This window comes from Romboutsia sp. Marseille-P6047 (genome assembly GCF_900604535.1).
Lineage (GTDB): Bacteria > Bacillota > Clostridia > Peptostreptococcales > Peptostreptococcaceae > Romboutsia_E.
Genome location: NZ_UWOT01000004.1, coordinates 101,458 through 114,727, shown reverse-complemented (window position 1 = coordinate 114,727; position 13,270 = coordinate 101,458). Strand labels below are relative to the sequence as shown.

Here is a 13,270-nt window from a genome sequence, read left to right as displayed (position 1 = left end):
ATAAATGAAGGATACTTTAGAAAGTGTATATGCAACTGCATTAACTAATACTTTTAAAGTTGTGGCTCCTATAAAAAGGACTATAATTAAAACAGATTGTGAAGTGCATATATTTATACAAAAGAATGCATTAAATATATTAAAAGTAAACGGATATGAAGAAGAATACGAATTTTTTAAAAAATATGAGGCACAAATAAATCAAGGATTAGTATGGGCAGATCAGGATTTTAAATGTTATCATCATTTTTATAATCCTAAATTACAAAAAGGAAAGTTTGGATATGATGATAATGCAATGTCAGTAACTTTAAGTTATTACAATAGAGCGTTAAAATATATAAGTTTAGGGAACTATGAAAGAGCTATGTTCTATCTTGGAGCGGCATGTCATATAGTACAAGATTTAACTATACCACAACATGCCAAGGGAAAGTTATTGGATAATCATAGACAATTTGAAGTATATGTAAAAGCGAACTACAAAAAAATGAGAAGATTTAGAACTGAGGATAAACCTATATTATTAAACTCAATAGAAGAATATGTGGATCATAATTCAAACTTAGGACTAGACCTAGATTATATGTATAGAGATATAAATGATTTAACAACAAAGTTTTATCTAATAGCAACAAAGGCGATTACAGTATCGCAAAGAAGTACAGCGGGATGCCTACTAATGTTTTATGATGATGTATTTTACTACTTAAATTAATGTAAAATAAAAAATCCTGATATATGCAACATTCTTGCAGTTGCATATCAGGATTTTTTTATTTATATACTAGCTAATAACAGATACTAGCTAACGATTTTTTATAAAGCCATAAGAGCAGCAGTATTTAATAAACTCCATGGTTTATTAAAATGAGGCTGGAAGAAGAAGTCAGTCATAGCTAGCTCTTCAACAGTCATTTCGTTTTGAATAACAACAGATAAAGTATTCATAAATTGAGTTAAATCTATCTTAGAAATAATTTGACCACCAACTACTTTTCTAGTGTCTTTATCGTATACTAATTTTAATTTAGCTTCTTCAAATGTAGGCATAAATTCAGGTCTGTAATTATCAACTGCAGTAACTGAAGCAACATTTAAAGATGTAGTGCTTTTAGCAACTTCTTCAGTAAGTCCAGTTGAAGCAATACATAAGTCATAAATTTTTATTCCAGAAGTACCCTGAGTACCCATGTATTTTAAAGTTGGTTTAACTAGATTTTTAGCAACTAAAGTACCCATTCTAACTGCATTAGTAGCTAAAGGTATATATCTATTTTCATTAGCTGGATTGTATCTAACAACACAGCAATCTCCTGCAGCAAACACATCTTCTTTGCTAGTTCTCATATATTCATCTATTATTATAGCTCCATTAGATAGTGTATCTAGTTTTCCTTTTACTAATTTAGTATTAGGTGCAAAACCTATACATAATACAACTAAATCAGCTTCAAATTCACCTTTATCTGTTACAACTTTAGAAACTTTATCAGTACCTTCAAATTTTTGAACTTTTTGTCCAAGAACTAAATTAACGCCTCTTTTAGTGAATTCTTCTTGAGCTATATCTGTAAATTCTTTATCTAGATATTTGGCCATTATTCTGTTTTCAGCATCTATAAGAGTAACATTTTTATTTCTCATTTCGAAGGCTTCAGCAAGTTCAACTCCTATATAACCAGCACCTATAACTACAACATTTTTAGCATTTTTAGATTTTTCTATTATAGTTTTAGCATGATCATAGTTTTTACAAAGAAGTATATTTTCTAAATTGCCACCCTCAAATTTAGGCACTATAGGCCAAGAACCTAAAGTTAGAACTAATTTATCATAACTATCTTCTATGATTTCATTAGTAACTAAATTTTTAACTGATAGTTTTTTATTATCAAAATCTATATCTAAAACTTCATGTTTCATATTTGTAACTATACCTTGAGAAGCTAAGTTATCTGGAGAGTTATAAAATAATTTTTCCGGTTCAGTAACAACATTTCCAACACTTAAAGCTATACCACAAGATAAGAATGATATATTATCATTTTTTTCATAAATAGTTATTTGACTATCTGGATAAAGTTCTTTCATATTTACAACAGCAGCAGTTCCTGCATGAGTACATCCTACAACTACAATTTTCATAATTACTACCTCCATATGGGTTTTAAAATTTATAAATAATTTGTTTAAAATCTAATTGATAAAATATTAACATTATATTTATACCACATTCGTTAAATTTAAAACAAAAAAATAGAAATTTAATTAATTATATTTTATATGACTAGTTTTTGTTAATTAATATCTCTTGATTCATTAAATTTTTATAAAATTACATATGGATATTTCATACACTTGATTTAAGATAAAAAAGAATATATTATAATATAGAATGAAAAATAACTATTAATGAAGAGGTGGACAATGCTAGTAGTAGAAAACGTAAGTCATGGTTTCGGAGCTAGAACTATACTAGAGAATGTTTCTTTCAGATTAAAAAAAGGTGAACATATTGCTTTAGTTGGGGCAAATGGAGAAGGGAAATCAAGCTTTTTAAATATAATAACAAAAAAATTAATGCCTGATGCAGGTAATATAAAGTGGTCTTCTAGAGCAACTGTTGGTTACTTAGATCAACATTCAGTTCTTGAAAAAGGTAACTCTATAAGAGATATACTAAGAAATGCTTTTAAGCCTATGTTTGATTTAGAACAAGAAATGATAGGTATGTATGATAAAATGGGAGAAGCTGATGAAGATCAAATGACTAAGCTTCTTGAAGATACAGCTGAAATACAAACAATACTTGAAAATAGTGGTTTCTATATGATAGACGCAAAAATCCAAGAAGTTGCAAATGGTTTAGGTCTTGGAGATATAGGATTAGATAGAGACGTAACAGATCTAAGTGGAGGTCAAAGAACAAAAGTACTTTTAACTAAGTTACTACTTGAAAATCCTACTATATTAATCCTAGACGAGCCTACTAACTATTTAGATGAAGAGCATATAGTATGGTTAACTAGATATTTACAAGAATACGAAAATAGTTTTATATTAGTATCTCATGATATACCATTTATAAATGATACATGTAATGTAATTTACCACTTAGAAAATGGGGAGTTAAATAGATACAAAGGTAACTATGATGAATTCGTAAGATTAAATGAAATAAAGAAACGTCAAGAAGAAAGTGCATACGAAAGACAAGTTGAAGAAAGAAAGAAACTTGAAGATTTCGTTGCTAGAAATAAAGCAAGAGTTGCTACTCGTGGTATGGCAAACAGTAGACAAAAGATTCTTGACAAGATGGAAATATTAGAAAGACCAAAAGAAAAAATAAAGCCTACATTCCAATTTAGAGAAGCTAGAGCGGCTAGTAGATATATATTCAAAACTAAAGACTTAGTATTAGGATATAATGAACCATTAACTAAGCCTCTTAATTTTGAACTAGAAAGAAATAAAAAAGTTGCATTAAAAGGTATGAATGGTATAGGTAAGTCTACATTATTAAAGACTTTACTTGGAATAATAAAGCCTTTTGATGGAGAAGTTGAATTAGGAGATTACTTAGAAGTAGGATACTTTGAACAAGAAAGTTCTAAGGATAACTACAATACTCCAATGGATGATGTTTGGGCAGAATTCCCAGGTCTTACAAACTTTGAAGTTAGACAAGCACTTTCTAAGTGTGGTTTATCAAATGAACATATAACAAGTCAAGTTAGAGTTTTAAGTGGGGGAGAAGCTGCTAAAGTTAGGTTATGTAAGATAATGTTAAAAGACATAAACTTATTAGTACTAGATGAACCTACAAATCACTTAGATGTTGAAGCTAAGGATGAGTTAAAGAAAGCTATAAGAGAATTTAAAGGAACTGTAGTACTTGTATCACATGAACCTGAATTCTATATGGATATAGTTGATAATGTATGGAATATAGAGGATTTTACTACTAAGATTGTTTAGTTAAGTGGCTTCGGGGCGGTGAGTATTGCATTTATAATCTATGAAAGACAAAAGGTATCTTGCGAATAGATTATAAATTGCAATATCTCATCGACCCTTCGCTGAGTTTTACTAAATGTACTTTGTATTAAAACTCTTTGGGTGGAAGTTAGAAATAAATAAAAACTAGATATAAATATTTATTTGTATGTTGCATTAAATTGTGGTTTAATATAATATAATATAGATAGATAAGGGAGTAGTTGGCACACTTTTATTATTTAGTGTGTAGTAAGGTCAACATACTGATGGTTTTACCATCTGGCTTTATTTTGAATAATGAGACTTATCTACAGATATGGGTTATACTATATCTGTAGATAAGTCTTTTTTTATGCTAGATAGGTTGGCATATTATATAAATGAATTTTGTATTATTACAATAGATATTATTTTTTAAGGAGAAAGATTTATGAGTTTAATTGAACTTTTTGTATTAGCGGTTGGGCTGTCGATGGATGCTTTTGCAGTTTCTGTTTGTAAGGGGCTTTCAATGAGAAGAATTACTTTAAAAAATTCGGGTATAGTAGGGCTTTATTTTGGAGGATTCCAGGCAGGAATGCCTTTAATAGGGTATTTCTTAGGATTACAATTTAAAGATTATATAATGAGCGTGGATCATTGGATTGCATTCATACTTTTAGGATACTTAGGTTTAAAAATGATACAAGAAGCTTTAAGTAAAGATGATGATGATATAGAAGCAGTTCAAAGTGAAAAAGAAATGTTAAGCTTTAAAAATATGAGTGTATTAGCAATAGCTACTAGTATAGATGCATTAGCAGTCGGTATAACACTTGCATTTTTACAAGTAGACATAGTACCAGCAGTAACATTTATAGGAATAGTAACATTTATACTATCAATGATAGGTGTAAAAATAGGAAATGTATTCGGAATAAAATATAAATCAAAAGCAGAATTAGCAGGTGGAATAATATTAATAGGTATGGGGGTGAAAATACTATTAGAACACATAGGAATAATAGGATAATCTTATATTTATTTTATTCTCAACCAAAAAAGTAGTGTGGTATTTTATAGTATACGAGTAAACCAGCGAGTATGTGGTAAATATAAATTTCATTCCATTTGCAAGACGTACTTTATCTTGCATGGAATGAAATTTATATTCCCACAATACTCGCCAGTTACACGAACATACTAAATTACCACACTTTTTTTAACTTTTTTTATAATTTTGAGTAGTATTCAACAACTAATATGTCATTGATCTCAATTGGTACTTCATTTCTTTCAGGTATTTTAACTAAAGTACCTGAGAATGAATCTACATCTTTACTTAAATAAGCATATTGGCTAAGGGCATTACTTAAGAAACTTTCCTTAAACATAACATTATTTTGAGACTTAGCTCTAAGTGATATAACTTGTCCTACAGAAACACCATAAGAAGGTATATCAACCTTTTTACCATCAACTAAAATATGTCCATGAACAACCATTTGACGAGCTTGTCTTATAGAACTAGCTAATCCTAATCTATAAACTAAGTTATCTAATCTACACTCAAGCATTTGAATAAGTGCTGTACCAGTAGATTCATTAGATTTAGTAGCTTTTTTTACATAGTTTGAAAATTGCTTTTCTAATACACCGTAATAAGCTTTTAATCTTTGTTTTTCTAATAACTGAGTTCCGTAAGGTGAAAGCTTTTTATCAGCTCTAGAAGTTCCTTTTGTAGCTCTATCCATTGCTTTTGGATGACCACATACATTTAGTCCTAATCTCCTACATTGTTTAAATCTAGGTCCCATCATTTTTGCCATAATTATCTCTCCTTAAAAATTAAAATTGCCGCGATAATTTTTAAAGCCAAGGTTATTATAACATAAATAAATATTTAATGCAAATGAAATTCATTATCAAAAAAGAGACCACGTAGTTAACATGGTCTCTTAAGAAGAAGTTAGTGTAATTTACACATAATAAATTAGTGTAAAGATTTTTATGGCTATATAAACAATTAATAACTTTAACAAAATAGAATATTAAAATTTGTGTAAGGGGATATGCTATATAAAATATAACAGAGAATATATTGGTTAAAATATATTATCGAACGTACACGTGTTAAAGATTATTTAATTGTTATTATCTCTCCAAATCCCTTGGTGATATATTGAGCCTGTAATTAATATAACATAAAAAAAGATATAATGCAAATGAAATTCATTATCAAAAATAAAAAAATTAAATTAATATAAAAAAGTAAAAATATGTATAAAAATCCATTACAATATAAATTAAGACTGATAATAAGGTAGGGTTAGTTATGAAAAAAGCAATGAATATAATATTTTGTATATTTTTTAGTTTATTGATAATAGGGTGTAGTATAAGAATAGTTGTTGCGTTTAAAGAATTATATTACTTTGATATAAACTATTTAAATATAGATGAAATGAATAATTTAACAAAAGAAGAGATAAAACTTAATTATGATTATATGATAGATTATAATTTAAATAAAATATCAGGTGATTTTGAGTTACCTACAATAAAATCTTCAAGGGAAGGAAAAATACACTTTGAAGAAGTGAAAGAAATATTTTTAAATGTAAATAAGTTATTAATACTTTCATTTATAATAACTTTAATAGGAATAGTTTATAATTTAAAAAATAAGAAAATAGACTTTTTAAATATAACATCCAAGTTAGTAATAATATTACCTATATTGGTTTCAATACCTATGTTAATAAATTTTGATAAAACATTTGTAATTTTTCATGAAATAATGTTTGATAATGATTACTGGATATTTGATCCTTTAAAAGATCCTGTTATAAACATTTTGCCACAAGAATTTTTTTATCATGCAGGATTAATGATAGTTGTATTTGTTATATTAAGTAGTATTGTATTACATCTTATATATAAGGCACTAAAGTCAAATATTAAGTATACATAATCAATAGAAACATATTACAAAAATAAAAGGAATATAAATAATTAATATAATATAATCAAAATGAAGTAGTTATGTGTTTTGAAATTAATTTCAAAACACATAATTTACTAATCTTTCTTAGCTGCAATTTTCATTATATCCTTATATCGACTCATTATATAGTCGTAGTTTTTAGGATTATGTGGCAATAAGCACTTAGAACAATCTTTAAATCCTTTTTCGTTATACCTAAAATTACCACCACAATCCTCACCTAAAGCATATAATGGGCAATAACAGAATAGGCAGTTAAACTCTTCTGGTTTATTTGTCTTATGACAAGGGAAAAACTCACAAGTGTTATGGTTAAAAAATTTATAATTTTCGTTCATAATATACCTCCAGATTTTAAATGTCTATATTCATACATAAATCATAAAATTTAATCGCAACATAATTATACTAAAGTTTTAGAATAATATACTAAAAAATAGCAACAATGGTATAATAATAAAGAAATTTAATTCATAATCACATATTAAAGAGGTGTTTACATGCAAGAAAAAAAAGAAAGAGCTTTACTTGTAGGACTTAATATAACGTCGACTGCAAGAAGAATAGATGATATAGACATAAACGAATCAATGGAAGAGTTAAAAGAGCTTACAAAAGCAGCTGGAGCTGAGGTTGTAGGAAGTATAACTCAAAATAGGCAATCAAGAGATGCAGCATACTATATAGGAAAAGGTAAAGTTGAAGAACTAAGAGCATATTGTGAATCTTTAGGAGCGACAATGGTAATTTTTAATGATGAATTATCAGGAGCTCATATAAGAAATATAGAAGAAATAGTTGGAATAAAGGTTATAGATAGAACAACATTAATATTAGATATATTTGCACAAAGAGCTTTAAGTAAAGAAGGTAAACTTCAAGTTGAGCTTGCTCAGTTAAAATATAGATTACCTAGACTTTATGGTATGGGTGGAGAAATGAGTAGAACTGGTGCAGGAATTGGAACTAGAGGACCAGGTGAACAAAAGCTAGAAGTTGATAAAAGACATATATTAAATAAGGCAGCAGATATAAGAAGAGAACTTAGAGAAGTTAAGAAAAATAGAGAAACTCAAAGAGTCCAACGTCTTAAGTCAAATATACCAATTGTTGCACTTGTTGGATATACCAACGCAGGTAAGTCAACTCTACTAAATGAATTAATAAAAACACATAAAGACTATGACATTGAAAAAGAAGTTATGGCAAAAGATATGCTATTCGCAACACTAGATGTTACATTAAGAAAAGCATTACTACCTAATAAAAAAGAGTTTTTAGTTGTAGATACTGTTGGATTTGTTAGTAAGCTTCCTCATGACTTAGTAGAGGCATTTAAAGCTACTTTAGAAGAAGTTCAATATGCAGATTTAATTTTACATGTAATAGATGCTACAAATAGTAGTTATGAACTTCAAAAGAAAACTACTGAATCAGTACTTAAAGAACTAGGGGCTGATGATAAGCATACTATACTTGTTTATAATAAAATAGATAGATTAGATTTAGATATTTATCCTAAAAACACAGATGATGTAATATATATATCTGCTAAAAAAGGAATAAATATGGAAAAATTATTATATATGATAGAAGATGCATTAATGAAAAATACTTATCCTGTAAGTCTTCTATTACCATATGATAAAGGACATATATTTAGTAAGATAAAGGATAAATATAATGTAGAAAACTTTGAATATGGGGAAACTGGGATAACACTTGATGTAAATTTAGAAGAAGAAGATTATAATATATATAAAGACTATATATTAGAGAAGTAGGTAATAATAATGAATATAAGTTGGGATAATATAGACCAATTGGAAGATTATTTTATAACCTATCTTCTTTATAAAGAATCTAAAACAGTATCTCAAATTAGTAAAATTAGAAGTATCTCAACAACTGAAGTCAATGATCATCTAATAAAGGCAAAGCTAGAAATTAAAGCTATGCTTAAAGATGAGCTAGAATCATCTAAAGATATTTTAGATAAGTTTCTAGAGTATAACAAAGAGAAAAGGCTTAGTTTTATGGAAAGCTTAAATGCAGAAAAGATGATAGACTTTAAGAGAAGACTTTATAAGAGGATACTTATAGAAAGAAATGCTGAAGATTTAATGATTCTTATTTGGGCAACAGGTGAATTAAAGGATGATAGATTTTTAAAATTACTACATCCATTAACAAGCCATAGGCATTCAGATGTAAGAAGAATAACTTATTCAGCACTTAGAAAAATTGAATCACCTAAAAGTAGAGAAGTTTTACAAAGAGGATTATATGATACAAATGCGCAGACTAGACAATATTGTGCAAAGGCACTATCAAAAATAGGAAATGAAACAAGTTTAAAAATGCTAAGACAGTTAAAAAACAAAAAACAATTTGAAAAAGACTATGTACTTAGGGCCTATGATGAAGCAATTGATACATTAGAAAATAGATAGTAATTTAATGTATCAAATTAGAACCAAAAAATAGTTAAAATAACTAGGAGGGGTTTAAAAATGATAGTAAGACGTTGTGCAGGTGGAGTTGTATTTTACGCTAATAAAGTCCTTTTATTAAAAAACGATAGAGATGAGTGGACATTACCAAAAGGTAAAATTCATGATGAAGAGCTAGCTTGGGAAAGTGCAGTTAATAGAGTAAAAGAAGAAACAGGAGTTGAAGCTACAACACTACAAGTTGCAGGTGATACTATGTATGAATTTTTCTCAAGAAGTAGACAAAAAGAAGTAACAAATGCAGTAACTTGGTATGTAATGGAAGCCCAAAATACTGATTATAAAATTGATGGTGAATTCAAGGATGGTGGATTTTATAAAGTAAAAGAAGCCTTAAATATGTTAACTCATAGCAAAGAAAGATCTTTAGTTGATATATCATACAAAAAATATAAAGAAATAAAGAAAAACAGTTGTGACGGAACTAATGTTGCCTTAAACTATAAATAAATATAAATAAAAAAGAAAGGGTTAATGCCCTTTCTTTTTTCAATAATTTAAATACACACAGGAGGATTTAATGAGTAGCTATAAGACATTACATGACTTTGGTAGTGATGAAATTATAATAGAAAAATCAACTTTTATAGGATATGCAAAGCCTGTAAAGACTGAAGAAGAAGCTATTGAATTTATAAATGAAATAAAGAAAAAACATAAAGATGCAAGACACAATGTATGGGCATATACAGTAGGTCCTACTATGAATATACAAAGATATAGTGATGATGGAGAACCACAAGGAACAGCTGGAATACCTACACTAGAAGTTATAAAAAAAGAAGATTTAAGAGATGTTGCAGTTGTTGTAACTAGATATTTTGGCGGTATAAAACTAGGTGCAGGCGGTCTTGTTAGAGCTTATACTAAAGGAGCTAAAATAGGTCTTGATGCAGCAAAGATAATAGAAAAGGTAATGTATAAAGAAGTTAAGATAAAGATTGATTATAATCAATTAGGTAAAATTCAAAATGAATTAATGAATCTTGGTTATTTTGTAAAAGATACTCTTTATACTGATGACGTTGAAATTATAGTTTATTCTAAGTTAGAAGCTGTTGAAAACTTAACTTCTAGAATTACAGATATAACTAGTGCCACAGCTAAAATAGAGTTAGGTGAAGAATTTTATTTATCTGAACAAGATGGTCAAATAATATTATAAATTTTTATATAATTGTATGTTAAAAAATGCTTAGTATTTTAGTACTGAGCATTTTTTATTTATTGAACATAAATTAGAGTTTAAGTACAAGAAATGATTTTATAATATGATTTATGCCACTTAAAAGCTAGAATTGACCACATATATAATAATTGTTGAAGCATAACTTAAATGAAGTTATATTATGGGAGGAGGTAAATAGTAAAATGAAAGTATATGTAGAAATAGATGAAAAATATGAAGAAACAGAAGTAATTATTAAGTCAAATCAAATGACAGATGAAATTAGTAGATTAATTCATAAACTATCGGGTGAGGAAGATACTTTAATTACTGGAATACAAAGTGAACGTGCAGTTCTTTTAGAACCAAAAGATATTGTTAGATTTTATAGTAGTAATCAGCGCGTTTATGCACAGACAGTAGATAGTGAGTATATTGTAAAGTTTAGATTATATGAATTGGAGGAGCTTTTAGAATCAAATTCATTTGTTAGAATTTCCAACACAGATATTATTAACTTAAAGAAAGTAATAGATATAGATTTAAGTTTTAAAGGGAGTATTTGTATAAAACTTAAAGGCAATATTGAAAGTTTTGTTTCTAGAAGATATCTTTCAGGAATAAAAAAATTTTTGGGATTGTAGGAGATAAGTATATGAAAAAAAGGTTATATATTAAAGGTATTTTAGGATTTGTATTTGGAGTATTTTTATCTTATACAATTTCAATTATAGTATCCATATGTTTAAATACAGGTAAATTTTATCCAGCTGATACTGCACTTGTTTATAAAACTGGAAGTGTCTTAAAGGCAATTGTTATTCAATATTTTGGAATAGGTATAATTGGAAGTATTATGGGTATTAGCTCAATAATATTTGAAAAGGATGAATGGAGTATATTATTTCAAACTATATTGCATTTTATAATTTCTTCTATTTGTATAGCTATTTATTTATTACTTGCTCATACAAATATGGTAGGTATATCACATGTAGTACTGTATATAGGTATATTATTAGTAGTATATATTGTGATATGGATATATCGTATTATTAGTTGCTATACAAAAATAAGAAAGATAAAGAAAAAATTATTAATTAAAAATGATAAAATATCAAAAGTTGATAAGAAAAATTTATTTATAATAAGAGGATTTGTTGTATTAATTTTAGGGATTTTAGTATTTATTACTTTTAACTTATGTATTGAAAAACTGAGAATGAATTCAGTAAAAACAAGTAATTTATCAAAAATTACAGTTGATGGAATTTCAATAGGAGAGGATGTATCTTTAGTAGATTTTGAAAACTATACGCAAACTAATGAGAATAATTCAGACTATAAGTATAATTTTGATGAATTAAATTTAGATGTTGATAATCAAAATAAAGTTTCTTACATATTTACTAGGTTTGATGAAAATAAAACAAATATTAAGATAAATGACATAAATAAAGTTAAGTCAATTGATGATATAACACAAATATTAGGCAGCAACTATTATGAGAAATATTATGATAAAGAACAACAATTAAAGAAACATATTTATTATGATAGGATAAATAATGTAACTGCCGAATTTACTTATATAGATTTTGGAGATGATAATTCTGATAATAATAAAAAACTATGTTGGATTGAAATATTCAAACCGTATTACAAATAAGTGATACGGTTTATTTTTATTTAAAATTAATTTTAACTGGAATAATATACTTCAAAACATGTTTTTTATTTCAAAAAAAATATATAAATTAAACTAAAATCAGTAAAAAATCAAAAAAAGTGAAAGTACTTTCTAAAAATTAAAAAATATTGAAAATGATTTCCTGAGGATATATAATGAACTCATAAGAAATAATTAATGAAGGAGAGAGAGTATGAGTGATAATCTAGAACAATTAAAAAATAATTTAATTGTATCTTGTCAAGCATTACCACATGAACCTCTACATTCTTCTTTTATAATGGGGCGAATGGCTAGAGCAGCTAAGGAAGGTGGAGCAGTTGGGATTCGTGCTAACACAAAAGAGGATATAGAAGAGATACAAAAAAATGTGGACCTTCCTATAATAGGGATAGTAAAAAGAGATTATGAAAATTGTGACGTATATATAACTCCTACAATGAAAGAGATTGATGAACTTATGGAAGTTAAACCTGAGATAATTGCACTTGATGCAACTAGCAGTTTAAGACCAAATGGAGTTACACTTGATGAATTTTATAAAGAGATAAGAAAGAAATATCCAAATCAAAAACTAATGGCAGATTGCTCTACTGTTGAAGAAGCAATACATGCTGATAAACTAGGATTTGATTTTATAGGTACAACATTAGTTGGATATACAAAACAAAGTAAAGATAGTAAAATAGAGGAAAACGATTTTGAAATACTTAGAGAAATAATATCTAAGGTTTCAAATAAGGTAATTGCAGAAGGAAATATAGATACACCAGAGAAAGCTAAAAGAGTTTTAGAACTTGGAAGCTATAGTGTAGTGGTAGGTTCTATAATTACAAGACCTCAAAATATTACTAAAAGATTTTCAGATGCAATTGGTGAATTAATAATTAGTATAGGTAATTAATTTTAAA

The 13,270-nt window shown here is 27.3% G+C and carries 14 protein-coding genes; 11 read left to right on the top strand and 3 right to left on the bottom strand.

All coding sequences use genetic code 11. From position 1 onward, the window contains the following. Positions 1–4: 4 nt before the first annotated feature. On the top strand, positions 5–718 hold the full coding sequence (locus EIH23_RS05555) for a zinc dependent phospholipase C family protein (protein WP_122639235.1): 714 nt from the start codon (positions 5–7) through the stop codon (positions 716–718). Between the two features lie 101 nt (positions 719–819). Here EIH23_RS05555 and EIH23_RS05550 read toward each other — a convergent pair whose 3' ends face one another. Then, positions 820–2,148 (bottom strand): FAD-dependent oxidoreductase, encoded by a 1,329-nt coding sequence (locus EIH23_RS05550; RefSeq protein ID WP_122639234.1) that lies wholly within the window; start codon positions 2,146–2,148, stop codon positions 820–822. 282 nt (positions 2,149–2,430) lie between these two features. Here EIH23_RS05550 and EIH23_RS05545 point away from each other — a divergent pair, with 282 nt between their 5' ends. Beyond that, entirely contained in the window at positions 2,431–3,981 is a 1,551-nt protein-coding gene (locus EIH23_RS05545; RefSeq protein ID WP_122639233.1) for an ABC-F family ATP-binding cassette domain-containing protein, read from the top strand. A gap of 451 nt (positions 3,982–4,432) precedes the next feature. Next, a complete protein-coding gene (locus EIH23_RS05540; protein WP_122639232.1) occupies positions 4,433–5,014 on the top strand; it encodes a manganese efflux pump MntP in 582 nt (193 codons plus the stop codon). A 199-nt stretch (positions 5,015–5,213) separates the two neighbouring features. Here EIH23_RS05540 and rpsD read toward each other — a convergent pair whose 3' ends face one another. Then, a complete protein-coding gene (gene rpsD, locus EIH23_RS05535; protein WP_122639231.1) occupies positions 5,214–5,810 on the bottom strand; it encodes a 30S ribosomal protein S4 in 597 nt (198 codons plus the stop codon). Between the two features lie 506 nt (positions 5,811–6,316). Here rpsD and EIH23_RS05530 point away from each other — a divergent pair. After that, complete coding sequence (locus tag EIH23_RS05530) at positions 6,317–6,955, top strand: TIGR01906 family membrane protein (protein ID WP_122639230.1); 639 nt, start codon at positions 6,317–6,319, stop codon at positions 6,953–6,955. 107 nt (positions 6,956–7,062) lie between these two features. Here EIH23_RS05530 and EIH23_RS05525 read toward each other — a convergent pair whose 3' ends face one another. Continuing rightward, positions 7,063–7,326, bottom strand: coding sequence for a cysteine-rich small domain-containing protein (locus tag EIH23_RS05525; RefSeq protein WP_122639229.1), 264 nt, complete (start codon positions 7,324–7,326; stop codon positions 7,063–7,065). A gap of 162 nt (positions 7,327–7,488) precedes the next feature. Here EIH23_RS05525 and hflX point away from each other — a divergent pair, with 162 nt between their 5' ends. The 7 genes from hflX to EIH23_RS05490 all read left to right on the top strand — a co-directional run bounded on the left by hflX (position 7,489) and on the right by EIH23_RS05490 (position 13,263). After that, positions 7,489–8,772, top strand: a complete 1,284-nt coding sequence (gene hflX / locus EIH23_RS05520; protein ID WP_122639228.1) for a GTPase HflX — start codon at positions 7,489–7,491, stop codon at positions 8,770–8,772. Positions 8,773–8,781: 9 nt separating this feature from the next. Further along, complete coding sequence (locus tag EIH23_RS05515; protein WP_122639227.1) at positions 8,782–9,441, top strand: HEAT repeat domain-containing protein; 660 nt, start codon at positions 8,782–8,784, stop codon at positions 9,439–9,441. Positions 9,442–9,501: 60 nt separating this feature from the next. Next, on the top strand, positions 9,502–9,951 hold the full coding sequence (locus EIH23_RS05510; protein ID WP_122639226.1) for an NUDIX hydrolase: 450 nt from the start codon (positions 9,502–9,504) through the stop codon (positions 9,949–9,951). 70 nt (positions 9,952–10,021) lie between these two features. Beyond that, positions 10,022–10,666 carry a YigZ family protein gene (locus EIH23_RS05505; RefSeq protein WP_122639225.1) on the top strand — a complete coding sequence of 215 codons (645 nt, stop codon included), beginning with the start codon at positions 10,022–10,024 and terminating at the stop codon, positions 10,664–10,666. Positions 10,667–10,872: 206 nt separating this feature from the next. Further along, positions 10,873–11,313 carry a LytTR family DNA-binding domain-containing protein gene (locus EIH23_RS05500; RefSeq protein WP_122639224.1) on the top strand — a complete coding sequence of 147 codons (441 nt, stop codon included), beginning with the start codon at positions 10,873–10,875 and terminating at the stop codon, positions 11,311–11,313. Positions 11,314–11,324: 11 nt separating this feature from the next. After that, positions 11,325–12,338, top strand: coding sequence for a DUF3021 domain-containing protein (locus tag EIH23_RS05495; RefSeq protein ID WP_122639223.1), 1,014 nt, complete (start codon positions 11,325–11,327; stop codon positions 12,336–12,338). A gap of 214 nt (positions 12,339–12,552) precedes the next feature. After that, a complete protein-coding gene (locus tag EIH23_RS05490) occupies positions 12,553–13,263 on the top strand; it encodes an N-acetylmannosamine-6-phosphate 2-epimerase (RefSeq protein ID WP_122639222.1) in 711 nt (236 codons plus the stop codon). Positions 13,264–13,270 lie beyond the last annotated feature (7 nt).

Bases quoted from the DNA above. Each gene is read 5' to 3' on its own strand.
- EIH23_RS05555 (WP_122639235.1), top strand. From the start codon at position 5: ATGAAGGATACTTTAGAAAGTGTATATGCAACTGCATTAACTAATACT.
- EIH23_RS05550 (WP_122639234.1), bottom strand. From the start codon at position 2,148: ATGAAAATTGTAGTTGTAGGATGTACTCATGCAGGAACTGCTGCTGTT.
- EIH23_RS05545 (WP_122639233.1), top strand. From the start codon at position 2,431: ATGCTAGTAGTAGAAAACGTAAGTCATGGTTTCGGAGCTAGAACTATA.
- EIH23_RS05540 (WP_122639232.1), top strand. From the start codon at position 4,433: ATGAGTTTAATTGAACTTTTTGTATTAGCGGTTGGGCTGTCGATGGAT.
- rpsD (WP_122639231.1), bottom strand. From the start codon at position 5,810: ATGGCAAAAATGATGGGACCTAGATTTAAACAATGTAGGAGATTAGGA.
- EIH23_RS05530 (WP_122639230.1), top strand. From the start codon at position 6,317: ATGAAAAAAGCAATGAATATAATATTTTGTATATTTTTTAGTTTATTG.
- EIH23_RS05525 (WP_122639229.1), bottom strand. From the start codon at position 7,326: ATGAACGAAAATTATAAATTTTTTAACCATAACACTTGTGAGTTTTTC.
- hflX (WP_122639228.1), top strand. From the start codon at position 7,489: ATGCAAGAAAAAAAAGAAAGAGCTTTACTTGTAGGACTTAATATAACG.
- EIH23_RS05515 (WP_122639227.1), top strand. From the start codon at position 8,782: ATGAATATAAGTTGGGATAATATAGACCAATTGGAAGATTATTTTATA.
- EIH23_RS05510 (WP_122639226.1), top strand. From the start codon at position 9,502: ATGATAGTAAGACGTTGTGCAGGTGGAGTTGTATTTTACGCTAATAAA.
- EIH23_RS05505 (WP_122639225.1), top strand. From the start codon at position 10,022: ATGAGTAGCTATAAGACATTACATGACTTTGGTAGTGATGAAATTATA.
- EIH23_RS05500 (WP_122639224.1), top strand. From the start codon at position 10,873: ATGAAAGTATATGTAGAAATAGATGAAAAATATGAAGAAACAGAAGTA.
- EIH23_RS05495 (WP_122639223.1), top strand. From the start codon at position 11,325: ATGAAAAAAAGGTTATATATTAAAGGTATTTTAGGATTTGTATTTGGA.
- EIH23_RS05490 (WP_122639222.1), top strand. From the start codon at position 12,553: ATGAGTGATAATCTAGAACAATTAAAAAATAATTTAATTGTATCTTGT.